The 22380-nt window shown below is 61.7% G+C and carries 21 protein-coding genes and 1 riboswitch; of the genes, 5 read left to right on the forward strand and 16 right to left on the reverse strand.

Annotation, left to right across the window (positions count from 1 at the left end):
- Positions 1 to 127: 127 nt before the first annotated feature.
- On the forward strand, positions 128 to 1273 hold the full coding sequence (locus ACWF6P_RS20005; RefSeq protein WP_452622204.1) for a hypothetical protein: 1146 nt from the start codon (positions 128 to 130) through the stop codon (positions 1271 to 1273).
- Positions 1274 to 1312: 39 nt separating this feature from the next.
- Here the strand turns inward: ACWF6P_RS20005 and ACWF6P_RS20010 are convergent, their stop codons facing one another.
- Positions 1313 to 2776: an MFS transporter gene (locus ACWF6P_RS20010; RefSeq protein ID WP_378639130.1), complete on the reverse strand. Its 1464-nt coding sequence runs from the start codon at positions 2774 to 2776 to the stop codon at positions 1313 to 1315.
- Between the two features lie 211 nt (positions 2777 to 2987).
- Here ACWF6P_RS20010 and ACWF6P_RS20015 point away from each other — a divergent pair, with 211 nt between their 5' ends.
- Positions 2988 to 4823, forward strand: a complete 1836-nt coding sequence (locus ACWF6P_RS20015; protein WP_452622205.1) for an NAD(P)-binding domain-containing protein — start codon at positions 2988 to 2990, stop codon at positions 4821 to 4823.
- Between the two features lie 58 nt (positions 4824 to 4881).
- Here ACWF6P_RS20015 and ACWF6P_RS20020 read toward each other — a convergent pair whose 3' ends face one another.
- From ACWF6P_RS20020 to mhuD, 3 genes are all read right to left on the reverse strand, one after another.
- Positions 4882 to 5658 carry a CbtA family protein gene (locus tag ACWF6P_RS20020; protein WP_378534934.1) on the reverse strand — a complete coding sequence of 259 codons (777 nt, stop codon included), beginning with the start codon at positions 5656 to 5658 and terminating at the stop codon, positions 4882 to 4884.
- Positions 5649 to 5843, reverse strand: coding sequence for a CbtB domain-containing protein (locus ACWF6P_RS20025; protein ID WP_003945915.1), 195 nt, complete (start codon positions 5841 to 5843; stop codon positions 5649 to 5651). Before ACWF6P_RS20025 ends, ACWF6P_RS20020 begins: the two co-directional genes overlap by 10 nt.
- Before the next feature lie 25 nt (positions 5844 to 5868).
- A riboswitch (cobalamin riboswitch) is annotated at positions 5869 to 6007 on the reverse strand.
- 88 nt (positions 6008 to 6095) lie between these two features.
- Positions 6096 to 6404 (reverse strand): mycobilin-forming heme oxygenase MhuD, encoded by a 309-nt coding sequence (gene mhuD, locus ACWF6P_RS20030; RefSeq protein WP_007726927.1) that lies wholly within the window; start codon positions 6402 to 6404, stop codon positions 6096 to 6098.
- Positions 6405 to 6449: 45 nt separating this feature from the next.
- On the opposite strand from mhuD, the gene ACWF6P_RS20035 reads away from it, so the two are divergent.
- Positions 6450 to 7187 carry an alpha/beta fold hydrolase gene (locus tag ACWF6P_RS20035; protein ID WP_452622206.1) on the forward strand — a complete coding sequence of 246 codons (738 nt, stop codon included), beginning with the start codon at positions 6450 to 6452 and terminating at the stop codon, positions 7185 to 7187.
- Here ACWF6P_RS20035 and ACWF6P_RS20040 read toward each other — a convergent pair.
- On the reverse strand, positions 7172 to 7597 hold the full coding sequence (locus tag ACWF6P_RS20040) for an HIT family protein (protein WP_378534940.1): 426 nt from the start codon (positions 7595 to 7597) through the stop codon (positions 7172 to 7174). The two genes, ACWF6P_RS20035 and ACWF6P_RS20040, sit on opposite strands and share 16 nt — an antisense overlap.
- 38 nt (positions 7598 to 7635) lie before the next feature.
- Positions 7636 to 10326 carry a LuxR C-terminal-related transcriptional regulator gene (locus ACWF6P_RS20045; RefSeq protein ID WP_452622207.1) on the reverse strand — a complete coding sequence of 897 codons (2691 nt, stop codon included), beginning with the start codon at positions 10324 to 10326 and terminating at the stop codon, positions 7636 to 7638.
- Positions 10327 to 10550: 224 nt separating this feature from the next.
- On the opposite strand from ACWF6P_RS20045, the gene ACWF6P_RS20050 reads away from it, so the two are divergent.
- Together ACWF6P_RS20050 and ACWF6P_RS20055 are read left to right on the forward strand one after the other, a co-directional pair.
- Entirely contained in the window at positions 10551 to 11462 is a 912-nt protein-coding gene (locus ACWF6P_RS20050; protein ID WP_452622208.1) for a hypothetical protein, read from the forward strand.
- 49 nt (positions 11463 to 11511) lie between these two features.
- Entirely contained in the window at positions 11512 to 12528 is a 1017-nt protein-coding gene (locus tag ACWF6P_RS20055) for a hypothetical protein (protein WP_452622209.1), read from the forward strand.
- On the opposite strand, the gene ACWF6P_RS20060 is transcribed toward ACWF6P_RS20055, so the two are convergent.
- The 10 genes from ACWF6P_RS20060 to ACWF6P_RS20105 all read right to left on the reverse strand — a co-directional run bounded on the left by ACWF6P_RS20060 (position 12525) and on the right by ACWF6P_RS20105 (position 22373).
- Positions 12525 to 13406 carry an HhH-GPD family protein gene (locus tag ACWF6P_RS20060; protein ID WP_378536154.1) on the reverse strand — a complete coding sequence of 294 codons (882 nt, stop codon included), beginning with the start codon at positions 13404 to 13406 and terminating at the stop codon, positions 12525 to 12527. The two genes, ACWF6P_RS20055 and ACWF6P_RS20060, sit on opposite strands and share 4 nt — an antisense overlap.
- A gap of 149 nt (positions 13407 to 13555) precedes the next feature.
- A complete protein-coding gene (locus ACWF6P_RS20065; protein WP_452622210.1) occupies positions 13556 to 14095 on the reverse strand; it encodes a hypothetical protein in 540 nt (179 codons plus the stop codon).
- Positions 14092 to 15342, reverse strand: a complete 1251-nt coding sequence (locus tag ACWF6P_RS20070; protein WP_452622211.1) for an MlaD family protein — start codon at positions 15340 to 15342, stop codon at positions 14092 to 14094. Before ACWF6P_RS20070 ends, ACWF6P_RS20065 begins: the two co-directional genes overlap by 4 nt.
- Complete coding sequence (locus ACWF6P_RS20075) at positions 15339 to 16412, reverse strand: MCE family protein (protein ID WP_452622212.1); 1074 nt, start codon at positions 16410 to 16412, stop codon at positions 15339 to 15341. The genes ACWF6P_RS20070 and ACWF6P_RS20075 overlap by 4 nt, the downstream gene beginning before the upstream one ends.
- Complete coding sequence (locus ACWF6P_RS20080; protein ID WP_452622213.1) at positions 16412 to 17491, reverse strand: MCE family protein; 1080 nt, start codon at positions 17489 to 17491, stop codon at positions 16412 to 16414. The genes ACWF6P_RS20075 and ACWF6P_RS20080 overlap by 1 nt, the downstream gene beginning before the upstream one ends.
- Positions 17488 to 18480, reverse strand: coding sequence for an MCE family protein (locus tag ACWF6P_RS20085; RefSeq protein ID WP_378448200.1), 993 nt, complete (start codon positions 18478 to 18480; stop codon positions 17488 to 17490). Before ACWF6P_RS20085 ends, ACWF6P_RS20080 begins: the two co-directional genes overlap by 4 nt.
- Positions 18477 to 19487, reverse strand: coding sequence for an MCE family protein (locus ACWF6P_RS20090; RefSeq protein ID WP_452622214.1), 1011 nt, complete (start codon positions 19485 to 19487; stop codon positions 18477 to 18479). The genes ACWF6P_RS20085 and ACWF6P_RS20090 overlap by 4 nt, the downstream gene beginning before the upstream one ends.
- Entirely contained in the window at positions 19484 to 20665 is a 1182-nt protein-coding gene (locus ACWF6P_RS20095) for an MCE family protein (protein ID WP_452622215.1), read from the reverse strand. The genes ACWF6P_RS20090 and ACWF6P_RS20095 overlap by 4 nt, the downstream gene beginning before the upstream one ends.
- Positions 20662 to 21507 carry an MlaE family ABC transporter permease gene (locus ACWF6P_RS20100; protein WP_452622216.1) on the reverse strand — a complete coding sequence of 282 codons (846 nt, stop codon included), beginning with the start codon at positions 21505 to 21507 and terminating at the stop codon, positions 20662 to 20664. Before ACWF6P_RS20100 ends, ACWF6P_RS20095 begins: the two co-directional genes overlap by 4 nt.
- A complete protein-coding gene (locus ACWF6P_RS20105; protein WP_452622217.1) occupies positions 21507 to 22373 on the reverse strand; it encodes an MlaE family ABC transporter permease in 867 nt (288 codons plus the stop codon). The genes ACWF6P_RS20100 and ACWF6P_RS20105 overlap by 1 nt, the downstream gene beginning before the upstream one ends.
- Positions 22374 to 22380: the final 7 nt, after the last annotated feature.

The following is a 22380-nucleotide window of genomic DNA, read 5'->3' on the forward strand; positions in this document are numbered from 1 at the left end:
GTTGCAATTCCGGAAAATCGGACGGCGCTTGCAACCCTCGGCAACCCTCCCGGTGCCCCGCGCAACAGCTTCATAGTTGCGCCACCACTTCGCGAATCATCTTGCGAGACAATCTGGGAGAGGGAACATGACCGCTACAGTCGACACACCCACAGAACCGGCGACGCCGAGTCGGCAGCCGTCACGCCGCTGGATCGGGTTCGGGATCGCCAACCTCGTGATCGTTCTCGTGCTGGCCGTGGCGAGTTGGTACCTTCTGGCCGATCCGACCACCAGTCCGTGGAATTTCTACCCATTGCCATTCAATGCGGCGCTTTTCTGGGCGATCCTCTTTGTGGTGTTCATCGGCTTCAACTGCGAGTTCGCCGGTTTCGATCGACTTCCGCAGCCGGTGAAGGGCCTGGCGATCATGGTCGCGACCGCGGTCTTCGCCGTCGTGGTGACGTGGCTCCTGGCAAAAGGCTTGGGGAGCTTGTACCCGGATTTCGCGGCCGATCGTGAGGGCGGCCTCGGCTATTTCGCGGGTGCGCTGTTCGTGCTCTTCGGCTTCGGGACCTGGGTGATGGTGGTCCTGAACTGGCAGCATTGGCCGTGGACTTCCCTGGGGATGAAGCAGCCGCTGGTGGGACTGTGTGAGATCGCGTTTGTCGCCGTTCCGACGCTGGCGCTGTACTTCGTCTTCGGCCTGCCGTCCGTGTCGCTCTCTGCCACCGATCCGTTGATGACCGTCGACACCGTACTCGGGTGGTTCTACTGCGTCGTGGTGGTCGTGATCTTGACCGGCCAGACGCTCGACAACTGGCCGTGGAGACTGTTCGGCGGCGGCGGAAGGACGGCACTCGCAGCCACAGTCGGCAACTTCGCCTTGGGAACAGGCTTGTACTTCGTGGCACTGCCGGTCGTAAAGGCGCTGTTGGGCAGCGATTCCGTTGCCGAATTGGGCGGCGTAGTCCATCAGTTCCCGGCGCAGCTCGGTGTGTGCTGGGCCTTCTGGATGATCTTCTGGGCCAACGCTTTCGGTAACAAGCCGACGGGTTTTGCGGACGGGGTCAACTTGGCGATCCGCGCTGTGCTCACGTTTGCGCTGGCGGTGGTGACCTTCTTGTTCTACTACCGTTTTGCGGCAGAGCACATTCTTCACGAGCCGGCAGTCGTCGACGGATTGCACGGCAATGCACTGGGTTTCGTGGACTGGGCCGTGCTGTGGACGTTGTTCTATGTCGTGGGATTTCAGTCGCTGGGACTCGGCAAACTGAAGCCTGCCGAGGGGTGACTCGGTTGCCCGCACGACGGTGCGGGCAACCGACAGCGGTCAGCTCGCCGCGGCAGTCGCAGGCTCTGCGGGTATTTCGATCCGGGAAGACATCTTTCGAAACGGAATCGACAACGCGATCGCTGCGGCGATCAAAGCGGCCCCACAACTGATCAGCAGGCAGATCCGGAATCCGGCTTCCGACGGCAGAGTGTGGTCACCCACCTGGACGGTCATCTGCGCGAGAACTACACCGATGACAGCGGCGCACATCGACGTGCCGATCGAGCGCATCAAACTGTTGAATCCGTTGGCGGCGGCAGTGGCAGACGGCGGTACCGCGCCCATGATGAGGGCAGGCATGGCGCCGTACGCAAGACTGATGCCGGCGTTGGCAATACAGGCGACGATCAGCAGTCCCCATGTCGAGCCCATCAGCAGCATCGAAGACCCGTACCCGAGGGCGACCACGAGGATGCCCGTGAGGAGTGTGAACTTCGGTCCGCGCAGTGCGGAGAGCCGTGCGCCGAGCGGTGACACCGCCATCATCACGAATCCGGGCGGAGCCATCCACAATCCCATGGCCAGCATCGACTGTCCCATGCCGTATCCCGTGGACTCGGGCAGTTGCAGGAGTTGCGGGATGATCAAGAACTGTCCGTACATCGCGAATCCGGCTGCAACGGAGGCGAGATTGGTCAGTAGCACCTGTGGCCTCGCAGTGACACGTAGATCGACAAGCGGCTCGTCGGTGCGTCGTTCGAACCAGATCCAGGCGAGAAGAACGATGATCGTTGTGGCGAACAAGCCCACGGTGGTGACGCTTGTCCAACCCCAGGTGCCGCCCTTCGATACGGCCAGGAGGAGAGAAACCAGGCCGACTCCGAGCCCGACCCCGCCGACCAGGTCGAACCGTCCGCCGGCCTCGTGTACCGGAGTTGCCGGAACGAAGAACCAGGTCAGGATCAGAATCAGCACACTGAGCACCGCAGATCCCCAGAAGAGAGCCCGCCAGCTTGCATTCTCGGCTACCACCGCGGCGATCGGCATACCGAGTGCACTGCCGATTCCCATCGACGAACTCATCAGTGCGATCGCAGAATTTACCCTTTTCGGCGGAAGCAGATCGCGCAGCGCACTGATACCGAGCGGGATCAGGCTGGCGCAGGTGCCTTGCAATCCGCGACCGATCACCATCGGAACGACCGAATTGGCGGTTGCGCAAATGATCGATCCGGCAATGAGTGGGATTGTGAAGATCAGAATCATCTGTCGCTTGCCGTACAGATCGCCGAGGCGACCGGCTATCGGAGTGGCGACGGCGCCCGCCAGCAGAGTTGCGGTGACGACCCACGACGCGTTCGATGCCGTCGTGTTCAGCAGTTTGGGTAGATCTGCGATCAGCGGGACGACAAGCGTCTGCATGAGTGCGGCGACGATGCCGACGAAAGCCAGGACGACGACGAGTCCACCAGGTCGGACGCCGGGTGCTGGCCGCTCGGCGGTAGCGCTCACACTTGGCATGCGTGTCTCCTGTGCGGGTCGAGGGTGGTTGGCGATGCGAAGGATTTGCATCATCGAAGCGGTTTGAATCGTACATACCGTTGCATACTTCAACTAGTTTTTTGATCGAGGGATTGGTCACAGTGGTTCGGATTGCAACAGGCTGCAACGCTTGTGACCGGGGCCACTTATGCGATGTGCTGTGTGTCACATTCACAAACAAGGAGAAGTGATGACGCAAACCATCGATTCCGCAGTCGCCCCTGAGGTGAAGGCGACGGCGGTGACACCTCAGGAGCGCGTCGACGCCTGGCTGGCGGATTTCGAATCGGCACTCGCCGCTCGTGACATCGAGCGTGTTGCAGGCAAATTCGCGCTCGACAGCTTCTGGCGAGACTTGGTGTCATTCACCTGGAACATCAAGACCGTCGAAGGTCGCGAGCAGATCGCCGACATGCTCTCCGAACGTCTCGACGACACCGATCCTTCAGGATTTCGGACCACCGAGACACCCGACGAAGCCGACGGCGTCACGTCTGCCTGGATCGAATTCGAGACGGCAACCGGTCGCGCGCACGGGCACCTTCGCCTGAAGGGTGACGAAGGTTGGACCCTGCTTACGTCGCTGCAGGAGTTGAAGGGGCACGAAGAAGGCAAGGGCACTCGCCGGCCGCGTGGAGCGAAGCACGGTGCAGATCCGAACCGCATCACGTGGGCTGAGCAGAAGGAGATCGAGGACCGCGAACTCGGTTACACCACACAGCCTTACGTCGTGATCGTCGGCGGCGGACAGGGCGGCATCGCGCTCGGCGCCCGGATGCGTCAGCTCGGAGTTCCGGCCATCGTGATCGACAGCCACGAGCGGCCCGGCGATCAGTGGCGTGGACGCTACAAGTCCCTGTGCCTGCACGATCCGGTCTGGTACGACCATCTGCCCTACATGCCGTTCCCCGACAACTGGCCGGTGTTCGCGCCCAAGGACAAGATCGGTGACTGGCTCGAGATGTACACCAAGGTCATGGAGGTTCCGTACTGGAGTTCCACGACCTGCACCTCCGCGTCGTTCGACGAGAAGACTCAGGAATGGACCGTCGAGGTCAACCGCAACGGCGAGAAGCTGACTTTGCGTCCCAAGCAGTTGGTGATGGCGACCGGTATGTCCGGCAAGGCCAACGTTCCCACGTTCCCCGGCCAGGACAAGTTCCTCGGCGATCAGCACCACTCGAGCAAGCACCCCGGACCGGATCAGTACGTGGGCAAGAAGGTCGTCGTGATCGGGGCCAACAATTCCTCGCACGACATCTGCGGCGCTCTGTGGGAGAACGGCATAGACGTCACCATGGTGCAGCGCAGCTCGACGCACATCGTGAAGTCGGATTCACTGATGGATCTGGGCTTGGGCGATCTGTACTCGGAACGCGCCCTCGCCGCCGGCATGACGACGCACAAGGCCGATCTCACGTTCGGTTCGCTGCCGTACCGGATCATGCACGAGTTCCAGATCCCGGTGTACGACGCAATCCGTGAGCGCGACAAGGACTTCTACGATCGCCTCGAGAAGGCAGGCTTCGAGCACGACTGGGGCGACGACGGTTCGGGCCTGTTCATGAAGTACCTACGACGCGGCTCGGGTTACTACATCGACGTCGGCGCTGCAGAACTGGTTGCCAACGGGGACATCAAGCTCGCGCACGGCAACATTCGTGAGCTGACCGAGAACAGCGTGATCCTCGAAGACGGTACGGAATTGCCTGCCGACGTCGTGGTCTACGCGACCGGCTACGGCTCGATGAACGGCTGGGTGGCGGATCTGATCGGGCAGGACACCGCTGACAAGGTCGGCAAGGTGTGGGGCCTCGGCTCGAACACGACCAAGGACCCGGGGCCGTGGGAAGGCGAGCAGCGCAACATGTGGAAGCCGACGCAGCAGGAAGCGCTCTGGTTCCACGGCGGCAATCTGCATCAGTCGCGGCATTACTCGCTGTACCTCGCGCTGCAGTTGAAGGCACGCTACGAGGGCATTCCGACGCCGGTGTACGGGCTGCAGGAAGTGCATCATCTGAGCTGAAAACTACTGCTGTGCGCCTTTGTTAACCGCCCGCGGTTAATAAAGGCGCACAGCAGGTTCAGCGAAGGGCGTACTTCTTTGCCACGTCGGCATTCTTGGTCGCGCGCTCGGTGAGGAAGGCAAATGCCAATCCGAGTACGAGCCACAGTGTCGCCTGCGTAGCAAGCGAGGAAAGTCGGAACTCCCACAGCAGAGTTGCCGGGAAGTCCTCGCCCACCTCGTTGATGCCGGGAAGCGAGACGTAACCGATCGCGACGATCACCAGGAACGCAGCCACCGGAGCGGCGATGCGCACACTGAGGAACTCGTGCCCGGAAACTGCCTTTGCTGCAGCTGCCGCCGCAGTGACGGACAGCAGCCCGAGAATCACGGCCGCCAGCCACAGCAGTGTCCGCTGGTTGATGGTGTCCGGATCTCCGACGGCCGGCGGATTTGCCGGGTACTTGAAGAACGGCACCGCCTCGATGGCCAGCCAACCGCCGACGGCGATGGTGATCGCCAACAACGGCCCGGACATTCCGGTGAGTCGTCGCGCGTAGTTGGCGACGACCGAGAAGATAGCGCCGAGCGCGAGTCCGGCCAGCGCGGTGGCCAGGAACAGCCCAGCGCGCTGCCCGTCGCGGCTCACCAGTGGTTCTTCTTCGTCACCGTGTGAATGCCCAGCGGCTTCGCCGGCATGTTCTCCAGCGGCACTGTTGGCTTCTTCGATCGCAATGGCAGCGTTGACGTGGGGTTCACCCAGCACGAACGCAACACCGCCGGCAAGAATGCCCGCGATCAAACCAGCCAACAATCCACGAATGAGAAGCTTCGTGAAACTGTCGACTAGTGGCACGGCAGGCCCATCAAGTGGCGTCCGTCGTGCATCAATTCATGCATGTACATGCCGGTGCGAGAGATCGCGCCCTGGTCGAATCCGACCAGGTAGAGAGCCAGCATCGCGAACAGAACTACCGCAGCGGCGAGGAAAGCAAGACGAGTCGAATCGATCGACGTATCGGGAGAATAGGCGAGAGCCATCGAAGCCTCCTGGGATTTTCGCGTCCCCTAGGTCCATGCGATGGCCGAAGTGTCTGGCTGTCGAGAGAGCCGTACCGAAAAAGGCACTTCACCTCGAATTACAGTGGCGCGACCGCTCCGGGCTTTCACCGGATTCCTGTCGGACCATCGCGTTTACATGCGAACTTTTGCACTACTGCCCGCACCGTGTCAACGCGTGAAGCCGAGATGACCGTCGATTGTGCCCGGCAAGGCGGGCACAATCGTTCGAGATCAGCTCTTGGCGGCGACGTCCAAGACAACTTCGAACTCGAGCAACGACGCACCCGAAGCGACGGGCTTCGCACGCTCGCCGGAATGGGCTTCACGGGCAGGGCCGTCACGCCAATCGGCGAACGCCTGCTCGGACTCCCACTGAGTCACCACGAAGTAGCGGCTCTCACCTGCGGTGGGGCGGAGGAGTTGGAATCCGAGGAAGCCCGGGGAGTTCTCGACTGCGTGAGCGCGTGCTGCGAAGCGCTTCTCCAGTTCGGGGCCGGCGCCCTCGGGGACCTCGATTGCATTGATCTTCACGACTGCCATGAAAGCGACATTACCCGTGTACCTTCACCGCGTACCGTGACACTCGTGTTGCATGACGAAGGTGGAACGGGACAGCCGATTCTGTTGTTGCACGGCCTCATGGGCAGTTCCCGAACGTGGCGTCGCCATGTGCCGTGGATCCGCGAGTTCGGCCACGTCTACACCTTCGACGCCGCCGGTCACGGCAGGCCGGCGCCGGCGGAACTGACTACCGAGGCATTCGTCGAGGACCTGACATCGGCCGTTTCCTCCATCGAAGGTCCGATGATCGTGATCGGTCATTCGATGGGCGCTCTGCACGCGTGGTGCTTCGCCGCTGCGCATCCAGAGAAGGTGTGTGCCCTGGTCCTCGAAGACATGGCCCCGGACTTTCGCGGACGCACCGCAGCGGATTGGGCGCAGATGATTTCGGCGTGGCCGCAACCGTTTGCTTCCGAGGACGCGATGAAGGAATTCTTCGGCCCCGTCGCCGGCCAGTACTTTCTCGATTCCTTCGACCGCCGCGACGACGGGTGGTACCTGCACGGTGACGTCTCGACCTTCCGCGACATCTCGGAGGAGTGGGGCACGCGGCACTTCTGGGATCAGTGGAAGGCGATCGAGGCGCCGACTTTGCTCATCGAGGGGGAATTCACCATCACCCCCGAGGGGCAGATGCGAGAGATGGCCGAGCGGCCGCAAGCCCGGTACGTATGCATTGCGGACGCCGGTCACCTGGTCCACGACGATCAACCGCAGCGTTACCGCGACGTCGTGACGGACTTCCTTCAGACAGTGAGCTGACTGCGGATCGACGAGCCCACCTGCTCCAGTTCGACGGCTCGTCTGGCCAGAAGTCCGGCAGCGAACTTCGCCTTGTCGCCGCGATGGCGGGGGACCACGTGCAGGTGCGAGTGGAACACGGTCTGGCCCGCGGCGCGACCGTCATTGACCAGGAAGTTGACGCCGTCTGCGGCGATGTCGCAGCGCCGCAGAGCACCGGCGATGAGCGTCCCGACGCGGAACATCTCTGCGCCCTCATGGCTTTCGAGAGCATCGAGGTTTTCCGCATGACGCTTGGGGACCACCAGAGTGTGTCCGCGACTCACCGGTCGGGCGTCGAGAAATGCGAGAGTCGTCTCGCTCTCGTGAACGAGAATCGCCGGCTCGGTCAGTGCGATGATCTTGCAGAAGACACAGGTATCGGTGCTCATGTCTACAGAATGTAGTCCGAATCAGATCCGGTCCGGGACTACAGCAGGCGCAGTTGACGTGCCTTGGTTATCGCTTCGTTTCGATTGTGTACGTCGAGTTTCTTGTAGAGAGTGCGTAGTTGAGTCTTGACCGTGTTGACGGAGACGTACAGTTTGTCGGCCATCGCGGCCGACCCCATTTCCAGTGCCAGGAGTGAAAGTACCTTCTGTTCGCGTTCGGTCAGTTCCACGATGTGCACGAATTCCGGAAATGATTCAGCTCGAGGCATTTTCGCGAACTCGGCGAGTGCTCGCGAATTCGACTTCGCCATCGATTCGAGTTTCTCGACGTCTGTCGATGCGATGGTCGCGAACGAACGCAGAAGTCCGGTTTGCTCCGCGATACTGCACGCTCTGGACCATTCCTGAGCGGCGAGGCGTGGCTCACCCAATTCGGAGTGTGCAACCGCCTGCACCAGAAGCGATTCCATCTGTGCCCGCGGATAGGATTCGCCCGACCAGTCGAACTGGTGACACAGCGCCACGGCGGCTTCGTTCTGGCCGATCCGTTGGCGTAAACGTGCCACCGACGCGAGTGTCCACGGGTTGGCTGCAGGATCAGCGATATCCTTGGCCAGAGCAACTGCCTTGTTTCCCTCGCCGAGTGCGAGCAGGAGGTCGATCTCGGCAGATTGCAACAGAGGAAGCGCGAAAGATGTAGCCGTGTACTGCTTGGAATGAGCTTCAATCGCGTTGTGGAGCAACAACAGAGCGGAAGATGCAGTGCCCTGAGTCAGGGCGAATTGGCTGTGCGCATAGACGACGAACGCCCACAGTTCCTCGGCGTCGGACGGAACGCCGAGTTCGGTCAATGCGATACGTGCGTCATCGAAGTCAAGCGTGTCGAGAGCGGTGAGAGCCCATGCGGTCAAGCCGGCGATCTTGACCACAGGTTCGAGCCAACCTCCGGGGTCCGGATGCTTCTGCTCGAGTTCGAACCAATGTGCGGCCTGTCGCGGCTCACCTGCCAGCGCCCAATTCAGAGCGGCGCTGCCAGCGGAGTTGCGAGCGATGAAGTCGACTCCTCGAGACAGAGCACCGTGGTATGCCATTCGAGCTTTGATCGTGGATTCGGTGAGTCTGCCGTTCAATTGGAAATTGATCGCCCATTGAAGTCGCATGAGGGGGAGTTGTGCGTTGACGGTCTCCGGGTTGTTCTCCAGCGCACTGCGACTGAGGTGAGCCAGACGCCTGGTGGTCTCTGCCGCTAGTCCGTACTCGCCGGCGAGCCTGAGCATGATCGATTGGACGCAACCGATGCTGAGGGCGTCTTTTGCCTCTGCCCCGGCGCCGAGTTTCCACAGTTCGGCGGGCGATTCGGGCAGCGAGTCGACGACACTTGCACGCTTGCTCGGATGCATGGTGAACAGGGCGCGCCCGGCCTGGACAGCGGAGTGTTTGTCGGCAGCCTCCACCGGAATCCGTTGAAGTGCAGAGCGAACCGTGTCCAGGCTGCTCACGATCATCGTCACCCAATGCTGTTCGACGATGTCGACTGCGAGGGTCCAATTCTGTGCCTCGATCGCGTAGTCGAGCGCCGACGCGTGATGGCCGACGTCGAGTCGATTATGGGCAAGGAATGAAAGACGTTGCGACGGTTCGATTCCACTGCGGGTGTGGCGCGCGAGTAATGATTGCCGAATGGCGGGCGACAACTCCCAGGTCTCGTCGGCCTCGCTTTCTGAACGCGACAGTAATCCGGCAGTCTCCAGTGTCACCAGTCTCGCCCGAATTCGACGAATAGTCTCTGCAGCATCGTGGTGTTGGGACTCGAACAGGACTGCGGCGATGTCGACGGTGATCGATCGAGCAAAGGCGATCGCGAGCAGGAACTGGTGTTGCTTCACGCGCTCGGCGATGGTGAGGACGGAACCAGTCACGTAGTCGTCTATCGCTCGCGCGACGTTCTCCTCGATTACCTGCCGGCGATTGTCGCCGCCTGGAATTTTTGCGACTGCGGCAGCGGCGGCGCGGACCAGCGAGGGAAGCCCACCAGTCAAAGATGTGATTCTTTCAGCATCGCCCGCAGCCGTGTGAGCGTCGGTCTGTTCCAGTACGTGGGCGGTATCGGCTGCCGTGAACAACAACTCGCCCGCGCTGACAACCTCATGATCTGTGTCGAGAAGGTACGGCTCGGAGAACATTCCGAAGCCTGAGAGCGTCACCACGAGGTCAAGATTGTGGCAGCGAGTGAGGAGTTCGATCAATTGATCATCCAACTCCGGTTCCGGTACCAGATCCGGCCTGATCAAAACGAGCAGTACGGGTCGGGACAGATCGTTCAAGGATTTGGTGATCGCGGTGAAAGGATCGGCGAGACCACCGGCGTCGGGTAGTGCTATTCCGGCGGCGTGAATTCGCTCCAGGACCAGTGCCCAGAAAGTTGCGAGTGTCGATGAAGGAGGTGGCGCCGAGACCCACACCAGAATACGTTCGGACGCCAGATTGGCGCGTAGCCACGACGCGATCAACGACGATTTTCCGTAGCCGTTCGGTGCGCGGACGATGGTCAGAGCGGCGCGGCGGTCGAGTTTCGCGAACAGAGCCTGCCTGGGAATCGACACGGCGATCGTGCGTCTTTCGGGAATAGCTGCCCAGTCATGGCCGTCCATCCCGAACATCAACGCGGACCCTTTCTGCCTTCGCGCCCCGTTGTAATTGAAGCGTTTGGGCGGATTGTCTCGATCCATCTATCTACAGGGTGGAGCGTAGCTGGTGCGAATCCAGAGTGTGCCATCCCGGGCAATTCACCCGGGACTTCACCCTGGGTGAGAGAAGTTCACCCACACAATCATGCCTTCACCATTGGCTTTCGAGTCCCTCGAGCGACTTCTATTGAACGTAGCTCGGGATTCGCCAAATGCGGCCGAGGATGCCCGCCAGGGGCCCGAGAGTCAGACATCGAAGGAGCGTCGTGAGAACTCGTCTGTCAGAGGTGTGGTCGAAGGCCGTTACGGTCGGACTCCGGCCGAGGGCGTGGCGCCGAGGAGTACGAGGCATCGGCGTAGTTGTCGTGACCGGAGCTCTGGTGGTCGGCGCTGCTGCGCTCGGCGTGCTGCCGATGCAGTCGGATGTTCGATTGGCAGCCGAAGGAGAGTTCGTGCCTCCCTTCACCGTCGAGCTGACGGCGATCGAGGGTGCACCGCCCTTCGATCCCGCTGACGGTCCAGGGCTCGATTCGGGACCGTCCAACGGCATTGTCCGAGAGGGTGATCCGGTGACGTACGTCGTCGACATCGGTGTTCGAGACCAGTCGCTCTCGGACGTGGTGGTGCAACTTCCGGTGCCTCGAGGTTTTACTCTGCCGTCCGTGCCGGACTACTGCGGAGACGACTCGGGCATCGACGAGGTCGGGTTACTCTGCCGGGTAGGGGATCTGGAAGCAGGTCGATACGTCACTCGAACCGCGACGATGACTGCAGGTAATCGGGACGACGCTGACGGTTTACCGATAGCGGCAGTGGTCACTGCGGATCGGGGTGCGGTGCGCGTGCGGTCGGGCGACGTCACCGTGCGAGTGTCGACTACCCCGGGAGTGTGTGATCCGCAAGGGAATTCTGTCGACGGTCAGACGGTCCAGGGAAATCCGGTTGCGGCGAACGGGCAGATCTCGGGTCTGGTGACGTCCGGAATATCGGAAGCAGTGAGGATCGACGGTGTCGATCAATGCGGGCATGCGATAACACGGACGGTCAAGCCGTTCGAAGGTCGCTTCTCGTTTGTCGGACTTCTCCCGGGTGGGTATCGCGTCACGGTCGACGGCCGAGCGCCGGTGGACCTCGTGCTGGAACCAGGCGCAATGGCGCTCAGTGGCCTGACGTTCTGATACGGCTCCGCAGAGATCTCGACCCCCGCAACAGTCAATGGAGGATCCAGTGCGTGAAAGCCTGGGCGTTGTATTCGAAAACAGTTCCATTTCAACAGCTCTCGTAGATGCCGACACGCCGCTACTTGGTTCGATCGACGAGTTCCGTCACCCGTGGGGTGTAGACGGGACTCTTCCCTCTGCGCAGACGTCGGCACACGCGCTCGCCTCCGCTGCGGAGGTCGCCACCAGCCGAGCTTTGCGCTCGAATCTGTGCCCCACCGTCGTCGGAGTGATGTGCGAGCGTGCGGACGTGCGCGAACTTGTCCCGGATGTGTTGTCTTCCAGTGCTTTCGAGAACGTCGAGTTGGTCAACGGTCTGGACGCCCGCCTTGCCTACCTGCGGACTGTGGACGCGCTGAACGGTGTTTCGCCGATCCTCGCATTCTGGCCGGACGGCAGCGAGATTGTGATCGCGGCCATTGATCCGAGTGCCGGCGTCGTGGACTCGGCTCACCGCTACGCCACCGCCGAGTTGCTTGCAGACAGCTCGACATTTGCTGCGACTTTGGATCTGCTCGTCGCCGAACAAGACCCAGCTCCGAAGATGCTCGTCGCGATGCTGGTGAAGGAAGAGGCCAGGCAGCCCTGCGCCGAAGCCGCCGAACTGGCCGGGCTCGGCTTCCTGTTTCTGAGCGAGCGCGCACAACTGGCGATCGGCGCTGCGCTGGTAGCGGCCGCGAGGGGAAATGAAGTTCGGCCTGGCGTGGCTGTTCAGCCCGTCAACAGGATCCGGTGGGCAGCGGCAATAGTGTTGCCGCTTCTGCTCATGCTGACGGGATTGCTGATCGCCCTCTCTCCAGACGGGTCGCACGCGGTGTCCACTGACGGCCCGAACGTCGGCGCCGAGCCTGCGACCTCGACCAGCGGGCCACCGCCCGGCGCTGCACTGCCGATTCTGACCCTTCCGCCCTGCGACCCGGTTGTACCCGTCGTTCCCGCTGCACTTCGACGTTCGGATCCTGAAGTCGCACCATCCCAGACCGCCGAACCCGCAGCAGCATGCGACCCGATGCGAGTCGGTTAAGCCGTACCCTCTCCCGCCAGCGCAAACAGGCCGTCGTCGGTCTGCTCGACCAGTCCGTCGACCAGCAGGGAATGCAACGCGCGGTCACGTTGACCAGGATCGGTCGGCCAGACGATGTCCAGTTGCGCACGTTCGACCGGACGGTGACTTTCACGCAGAACGGCCATCAATTTTCCACGTACCTGGCGATCGGTGCCGGCGAACTTCTGCACTTTCTTGGGCGGTCCGGTGTGTGCCGGCTTGCCCGACGCGACCCAGGCGCAATTCGGCAACGGACAGTTTTCGCAGTTCGGTGTCCGCGCCGTGCAGATCAGTGCGCCGAGTTCCATCAGAGCTGCGCTGTAGGTGGCGGCGCGCTCTCGCGTCCTCGGCAGTAGTGCCGCGACGTCGGCGAGGTCGCGCGTGTTGGATGGATTGCCAGGTTCCGCATTGCCATGGACGGCCCGCGCAACTACGCGTCGTACGTTGGTGTCCACCACCGGTACTCGCTGTCCGTACGCGAAGCACGCTACGGCGCGGGCGGTGTACGAACCGATTCCCGGCAGTGAGAGCAGGATGTCGACGTCTTGCGGCACCACGTCACCGTGCTCGGTGGCCAGGACGCCGGCGCATTCGTGGAGGCGCAGCGCACGTCGCGGGTAACCGAGTTTGCCCCACGCGCGAAGCACTTCTGCCTGACTGGACGCTGCCATCGCCGACGGAACCGGCCAGCGCTCCACCCACTCTTCCCAGATGGGCGCAACACGCACCACCGGCGTCTGCTGGAGCATGATCTCGCTCATCAGGATCTGCCAGGCACTGACGCCCTCACGTCGCCACGGCAGGTCACGGGCCGTATCGGAGTACCACTTCAGCAGCACCGAGGATTCCACTGCCACCGCTACCGACACACTCCTCGAACCTGCGCTCCCGGCCGACGAAGGACACGTCGACTTGTGGAGGCCACTTTATCGGCAGGCGCCGACACGGCTGCGTTCCGATACGGCTGCGTTCCGATACGGCCGCTTGCTGATGGCAGACCTCCCGGTCACAACAATTGCACGTTGCTCAGTTTCCACTCGCCGTCTTCACGGACCAGTGAGAGTTGCATGCGGTTGCGGTCGATCCTCGGATCGGGGGAGTTGGTGTTGGTGATCGTTTGATCGAGGAAAACGAGAACTTCGGCGTTGTCGCGGTCACTGCTCGCCAGCCCGGCTGAGATGATCTGCGCGGACGAGGTCGCTTGATACTGCACGATCATGTTCTGCAGGTTGGCTGCCACTTGGGCGTACTGGCCGGCGAACTCACCGACGGAGTTGTCGCGCACCACGGAGAGATTCTGATCGAGGTTCTCGAAGTTGTATGTCGCGAGGTCGGTGGCGAATTGCCGTCCGCTCTCGAGTGCGCTGGTGCGGGCGTCGTCGTCGACGGATTTCTGCCAGGTCGCGAATGCACCCCATCCGAGCGCAGCGACGACGACCAGGACGCCGGCAATGATCACTACGGTCTGCTTGCGAAGCCGCTTGGGCTTCTCGACGATTGCGGGTGTCGGGGGCTCGGGTGTCTGGGGTTCAGCTGTCTCGGTCATTGCGTTCCTTGAACTAGTAGTGCGGCAAACGAGTTGTCACCGAGAACGGTGTTCTGACCACCGTTGAGGCCCAGGCGAATCGATGTTCCGTCGCCGGTAGCGACCGTGCCGACGGCAGGATCGTATTGCGCGACCCCGTCGATCGTTCCAGTGTTTGCCCCGGTTGCGGTGGGGATGTTCTGCGAACCTCGGTTCTGGATGCGGCCCGACTGGTCCGTGCAGTGTTGGTTCTTGTCGATTGTGGTCGGTGAGGTGTCCTGTACCGATCGCCGGGGTGTGTCGTAGAGGCAGACCGGACCGAGTGCTGTGATCAGATCAAGTTGTGCGCGTCCGTCTTTGACGATGCTTCCGAACTTCTCGAAACCTTTCGGGACCACCACCAACAAGGCGTCGACGGCGGGCATCCGTGCGGTGACGATCTGGGTGGAGACGAGAGAATTGGCCAACAGCAGACTGAACGGTTCACGGCTCTGCTCGATGAGAGGGAGTATCTGATTGTCGAGAACGCTCGGGCTTCGATCGAGGAGTGTGCGCAGTTGCGGATCGGAGTTTCGTACCTGATCTGTCAATTGGCGAAGTGTGAGTGCAACTTCGGGAAGAGCATTGACGTTGTCTTCGTTCGCGGCAAAGAGTGAGCGCGAATTCTGTACGAGTGTGTTGACTTGCGGTTGATCGGCTCGGACAGTGCGCGCGAGTACGTCGAAGTTGTCGACGAGAGCCTGTAGATCCGGACCCGATCCGTTCAATCCCTCACCGAGTTCGTGCGAGAGGGTCCGCAGGTCTGCCGGATCGACGGTGTCGGCAGCAGCGTTGAAATTCGCGATGACGGTTCCCAACGCGACCGGGATCGACGTGCGCTCTGCCGGAACCACCGAACCTTCGGCGAGGTAGGGACCGCCGTCGGTCTGCGAGGACAACTGAACTTTCAGTACCGGAACTGCGGTGTCCTGGCTGATGGCCGCATGCGAATCGTTGGGGATCTGTTGGTCGGCGGCGATGCTCAACGTCATTACGACGAGGTCCCGGGCGGAGTCCACCTGCACCGACTCGACGTCGCCGACGGTGACTCCGCGGTATGCCACCTCCGAACCTGGTGCGATTCCGGCCGCGTTCTCCAATTCGACGGTGACCGAGTAGGTTCCGGTGAACGGATCTCCGGCACCTACTTGCCGGAGTACGTACGTCGTGCTGATCACCGCGATGAGGAGGAAGGCCACGATCTCGAAATAGACGGTTCGGTTCTTCATCGCGCGCCTCCTTGCAGGGGTGTCGTGATCGGCAGCTCCCGGTCGGAGGCCGGCAGAGGCGGCAGTGGCGGTGCGGCACCGGGAATGATCTCGTTGAGCACTCCGGTCACTGTTCCCTCGAGATCGACGTCGAGGTCGATGTTCACGTAGTCACCGGGGCTGGCGCGTTCGAGGAGCACTCTCGCGTTGTCCAGGTTGGTCATCGTCTCACCCAGTGTCGGGCCCATTGCCGAGAACTGGTCGAGGATGGGTGAGAGTCGATCGGTGATGTCGGAAATCTGGTCGTCCGATTGATCGAGGACGGAATTGGTTGCGGTACTGAGCCTGTCGGTCTCATCGAGAAGGTCCAGCAGTGGTTGTCGTTGGTCGGAGACAACACCCAAGACAGGGGTGAGTGCGCGCAACCCTTCGTCGATGGTGGCGCTCTCGTCACCGATCAAGGCGCTGAGCCGATTCAGTGAGTCCAGGGCCGAGTTGATCGATTCTTTTCGGTTTTCGAGTGTTCCGAGAAAAGCGTCAAGGCGCGCAAGCAGATCGCGGATCGTCTCGTCCCTGCCGTCGAGAATCTGATCAGCCTCGCTGACGATGTTCTTGACCTGCGCCAACCCGCTGCCGTTCAACAGAGTTCCGACGGCGCCGAGTAGTTGTGCGACATCGGGCCCGCGCACGGTCTCCGATCGCTTGATGGTGGAACCTGGTTCGAGGACGGGGCCGGTCGCATCGGCCGGAACTTCGAGGTTGACGAATGCATCGCCGATCGGGGTTGACAGCTCGATTCGGGCGCGGGTGCCGATGGGTAGTTCGATGTCGGACTCGATGTCGGTATGGACGACGGCGGCAAAGGTTTCCGCGCTCATCGAGGTGACTTTGCCGACGACAGCCTGCCCGATCCGTACCTCGCCGCCGACGGGAAGTAGCGACGCGTCGTCGAACTCCATGTTCAACGGGTACGACTGTCCTGGCAGTCCGCGACCGAGGGGGAGATGCTGGAAGTTGAGACTGCAGCCGGTCAAGGGCGCTGCGATGGCAAGTGCCACAACAATGCTCGCCACGGACCTGTTCGACGCCATCAGTTGCCTCCACCCAGGATGCGTGCCAGCTCGGAACTGCCTGCGGAAGGGAATTCGATGGGATTGACGATTCCCGGCCCGGTGCACAGTGGAATCGGCATCTTCTCGCACAGTGCTCGTGTCGTGTCGAACTGTGAGAGGTCGGTGGCGATGTCCAAGCGGCCGCGTGCTCTGCCATCTTCGGTGACGAGGTTGGCGACGTTCTCGAATCCCGTTGGTGCCGTTTCGATGATCTCGCGCAGTTGGTCCTGCTTGGTCGCCACTGCTCCGGTCAACTGTGCGAGCGCACCCAGGTCGGCGGTGACCCTCTCGCCGTGTTCGGCGAGTAGCGCCGAGACCTGTCCGAGCAATGTGGTCAGGGAATCGAGCGCCCCGCTGATGTCTTCGCGTTGTTCGCTGAACGTGCGGGCGGTCACTGTCACCGAGTTCGACAGCGAATCGACCTGGGTCTGGTTGTCCGCGATCAACTGCACGAGGGTGTTCAGGTTCTTCACCAGCTCGGAGATGTCAGGACTTGCACCCGCCAGTACCGAACTTGCCTGTGAGATGGACTGCACGGCATCGTGAAATGCTTGCCCGTTGCCGTCCACCGCGTGGGCGCCTTCTCCGATGAGGTCACCGATCCCACCGCCGTCGGCGCCAGGGCCGAGCGCGACCGTCAGTTCGTTCACCGAAGCAGTGAGCTGGTCCCACGTCAGAGGAGAGTGAGTGCGTTCGAGAGGGATCACCGCGCCGTTGGTGAGGAACTCACCGTCTTCGTAGCCGGGGCCGAGCTCGATCGTGCGGTCACTGATGACCGAAGGAGAGAGGACCCAGGCCTGCGCGTCGGCTGGCACGCGTGTTCCCGGTGGCAGGCTCAGTGTCACTCGTACCCGGGGCCCGTCCGGTGTGACGCTCTCGACACTCCCGCTGGGAACTCCCAGAATTGTCACCGTGTTGCCGGTGAAGATGGCATCGGTGGAAGTGAATTCGGCAGTGAGAGTGAGTCGGTGCTCGTCACGCGTGACGAACAAGATCGCGCCGATCGCGCAGATCACTATTGCGGCCAGAGCAGCAAGTTTCTTGACGGTCGTGGTCATCGGCACCCCTGAACAAGCCCTACGACGCACAACCAGTTGTCCGGGATGAGCGTGGAGGGTGAGTTGAGATCGAGCCAGTTGCCGTTGCCGGTCGCGTTGGTGACGTAGCGGACGCTGGGCGCGAAGTTGTCGAGCAGTGTGGTCAGCGATTGTTCGTTCTCGGACAGAACTCCCGTCACCTCGTGGATGTCTCCCATGACCGAGTCGACCAGAGCCTGGTTGTCACCGAGGAACTGGGCAATGGTGGTACTCAACTGATTCAGGTCTTGTACAAGGGCGTTCAACACGTCCCGCCGGTCGGCGATCGTGGCCATCACCAGATCTGCATTTCCCAGAAGGGTTTGCAGAGTGTCCTTCTGCTCGATCAGGGTGGTCGTGGTCTGCTGCGCCCCGGTGAGAAGGGAGCGCAGTGCATTGTCGTTGTCGTTGACGACCCCGGAGAGTGCGTCGATGCCCTCGAGTGAGCGGCGGATGAGTTCGGGATCGTTCGGTGAGTTGTCGGAGACCACGGTCAGCATGTTTCGCAGTTGTTGCAGGTCAAGGTTTTCCGACGTGGATTGTGCGCTGCGTCCGAGGTCGTCGAGAGTGAACGGAACACTGGTGTTCGTGATGGGGATGGTCGAACCTGCGGGCAACGAGCGCGATCCGTTCGGGGTGATGTCGAGCGAGCGTCGGCCAAGCAGAGTCGAGATCTTGATGTCCGCACGCGAGTCTTCGCCGAGAGTGACGCCGTCGTCGAGTCGGAAGGTGACGTCAACGGAGTTGCCGCTGACCGCCAACGACGTGACTACCCCGCTCGGAACTCCTGCGACGTTGACCGGATCGTCTCGCGTCAACCCGGTGGCGTTGGCAAATACGGCGTGGTACTCGTTGGTCTTGACCTTCAAAATCAGTTGAGGGACAACAAGTGCGGCCAGAACGACTCCGACTCCGACGAGAATGCAGATGATTCCGTTGCGGACCGGGTTCTTGACGGTGAGCCAGTTCATCGGCACACCGCCGAGCGCTCGGGACCACCCAGCGCCACCGATTGACCTAGTGCACTGAGTCGAAAGTTGCAGATGTAGATGTTCGCCCAACTGCCGTAGCTCATTGCGATTCCCAACTGGGTGAACAGTTGATCGAAGGCGGTGATACCTGTCGCGAGCGAGTCGCGATTGTCGACGACGGCGCGGGCCGACTGATCGATGGAGGTCAGTGTGCCCGCCAAGTCAGGCTCGACCCGCGTGACCAAGTCCTGAAGGGAAGAGGTCAGGGCACCTGCGGAATCCACTGCGGCCGAGATCTGTTGGCGGTCCTGTGCCAAACCACCGACCAGTGTGTCGAGGGTGTTGATCATCTCGACGAAGTTGGGTCGATTCGTCGTGGTGACGGTCAGTACCCGGTCGAGGTTGGTCAGTAGCTGGTCCAGGATCGCGTCGCGGGACGTCAAGTTCTCGGTGACGGCAACGGTGCGCTCGAGCAGGCTTTCGATGGTGGAACCTTGTCCTTGGAATACCTGCACGACGTGTCCGGCAAGCTCGTTGACTTCTGCGGGGTCGAGTGCGTCGAACAGTGGACGGAAGCCGCCGAGGATGTCGGTGAGGTCGATCGCCGGCTGAGTCCGTTCCACCGGAATGGTGGCCCCGGGGGAGAGGTAGTTGCCGGTTGCTCGTTCGTGTGGGTCTGATTCGATCGAAATCGTTCGTGCCCCCAACAGATCCGCATACCTCACCACTGCTCGACCGTCGGTCGGAATGCGTTGTGTGGATTCGAGTTCGAAACCGACCACGGCTTGATTGTTCACCAACTCGACGCTCTCGACGCGCCCGACTCGGACCCCGGCGATCTGTACGTCACTGCCCGTGACCAGACCGGAGGCATTGACGAAGACGGCCTGGTACTGCGAACTCGGCCCGGAGACGGGGTTGATCAGGGTGCTCACCACGATCACGGTGGCGAGAATCGACAGTGCGGCAAACACTCCGAATCTGATCAGAGACTTCTTCACGCTCATTCGCCCACCACCGTCGTGCCACGAAGTACCGGTCCGGCCACCAGAGTGTCCAACGCTGTACCTCCCTGGGTGAGAGCTGCGATCAGCGACTGTTCGACGGGACTGCCGACCGGTCCGACGGTTCCACCCAACGCGGCGGCGGCAGGGCAGTTGGGGCCGCGGGCCGCGTCGTATTGTGGGCAGTCGGTTTTGCCGTACGGATACAGATCTGTGACGGACAGTCGCAGGTCGGTGCTCAGCCATGGCCCGTGGGCCAACGCGGGCGGAAGCTTGATCGTGAGATTGCGCAGGCCGGTGTAGAAGGTTGTGATGTGGTCGGGTCGTGAAGTGATTGCGCCGGTGAGGGAATCGGCGTCGTCGATCACGGTGATCATGCGGTCACGATTGTCACCGATCACAGTCGCGGCAGCAGAACCCGTGCTGGTGCCGGCTCGCAGAAGCGCCGCCAATCCGTCGGATTTTTCGACGACGGTTTTGGATGTGGTGATGGAGTTCTCGAATGCGGCGAGCATGTCCGGCGCACTCGACGAGAGACTGTCGGCGAGGGTGGCTATGTCGTCGAGGTCGTCACCGAGCCCGTCGATGACGGGCTGCGCACCGACCAACGCGTGGTGAACTGAATCGAGAGATTCACCGATCTGGGTTCCCTTGCCGCTCATCGCGTCCGAGACTGCCGTGAGCGCGACGTTGATGTCGGCGGGGTCGAGGGAAGAAACGAGCGAGTAGATCCGCGAGATCGATTGGTAGAGCTGGACCGCGACCTCGGACTGATCCGATACCAACTCCGTACCCGGCGCGAGAGCAGGTCCACGGGAGAGTCCGGCTGGTTGAATCAGGTCTACGAAAAAGTCGCCGAAGATGTTGCGGGGCATCAGCCGCACCTGACTCGTCGACGGTATGTCCTCGAACGCACCCTCGTCGATTGCGAGTGAGACGGTGGACGCGGTGGTGCCCGGCTCGATGTCGGCTACCGTTCCGACTACGACGCCGCGGTACTGAACAGACGATCCGACGCGCAGCGCACCGGCGGCGGCGGGGACGACAGCGCTGACCTGAGGTGTGGAACCGAAGGTGTCCGTTCCCCTGCTGAACAGGAAGACGTAGGCGATGATCAGCAAGACAACGGCAAGTAAACCCCGCAATGCCAGCGTGATTCGACTGGTGTTCGTGACGATCATCCGGTCAACCCGGGTACTTGAGGTTTGAGTCCCCACAGCGCAATGGTCATCGCGACGTCGGTGAAAGCAAGGAAGACGATGCTGGTGCGCAAGGCTCGCCCGGCGGCTCGTCCGACGCCTTCGGGGCCACCTGTGGCGGTGTAACCGTAGTAGCAGTGCACGAGGGTCACCACGACCGCGAACACCATGACTTTTATCAGTGACAGCCAGATGTCGTTGGGGGAGAGGAAAAGACTGAAGTAGTACCCGTACGTTCCCTCGGACTGTCCCTTGACCCGGATCACGGCAAGCGCCGTTGCCATGTACGAGGCAAACAGGCCGACGAGGTACAGCGGGACCACCGCGATCAGTGCCGCGATCATTCGGGTGGTGACCAGATACCGCAGTGAGGGAATCGCCATGACCTCGAGTGCGTCGATTTCCTCGGAGATCCTCATGGCGCCGAGTTGCGCGGTGAATCCGGTTCCGACTTTGGCTGCCAAGGTGATTGCGGCAACGAGCGGTGCGACCTCGCGAGTGTTCGCGATGGCGGACATCACCCCCGACAGTGGAGCGAGGCCGACGAGGTTGAGCCCGCGGTAGCCCTCGAGTCCGATCTGGGAACCGGCGAAGAACGAGATCGCGAAGATGACGACGACGCTGCCGCCGCCGGCGAGCAGGGTGCCCGAACCGAATGCCACCTGCGCGACCAGACGGGCCACTTCACGCCAGTAACGCTGCAGGGTTGCCGGAATCGAGGTGATCACGCGCGCGTGGAAGGTGAACTGATCGCCGAGTCGACTCAACCCGTCGACGGTTCGCGAAGTGACCCGCTTGGCACGAATTGCGATGGGAAGGTGCATCAGTAGGCACCTTTCACCGAGACGAACAGCGGGTAGAACTGGGTGATCGCGAGGTTCGCGACGAACACGAGGACAAACGAGAGCACCACGGTCTCGTTGACGGCATCGCCGACGCCTTGGGCTCCACGCTTGACGGTCAAGCCCTTGTAGCAGGCCACGATTCCCGAGATGAGAGCAAAGGCAACGGCTTTGATGCCGGAGACGACGAAGTCGCTGGGTTGACTGAATTGAACGAGATTACGTAGGAAGCTCTGTGCGTTGCCGTCGAGTATCAGGACGTGAACGAAGAGGCTTGCGCCCAAACCGATTACGAGAACTATCGAATTCAGTAGGAGGCAGACGATCGCGATCGCGATCATCCGGGGCACGACCAGGCGTTCGAGCACGGGTAGGCCCAGCACTTCGAGTGCGTCGATTTCTTCACGGATCGTTCGCGCTCCCAAGTCTGCGCAGATCGCGGAACCGCCGACGCCTGCGATGATCAGGGCGCACACCAGAGGTCCGGCCTGTCCAATGATGAGGAACGCGACGACGGCACCGCTGTACGCACCCGCGCCGATTTGATCTGCCAGCGCACCGATCTGCAGTGCTACTCCCACACCGAGGGGAATCATCACCAGAGCAGACGCGACCGAGGTGACGTGGGCGAGAAACCACATCTGGTCGAGCGCTTCACGCCAGGCGAGGCGCCGGCGTCGCAGGGTCGTGACCGCGGCAACGCACACACGCACGGTGAAGGTGAACAGCAGTCCGATCTCGGACAGCAGGTTCGAGAACATATTCGTCTTGGCAGGGGAGGCAGGTGTTGCGTCCCCGATTGTTCCAACTTCGGGGTTGTCTCCGGTTGTTTCAACTTCGGTGCTCACGCCATCC

The organism is Rhodococcus sp. NPDC055024 (assembly GCF_053608585.1).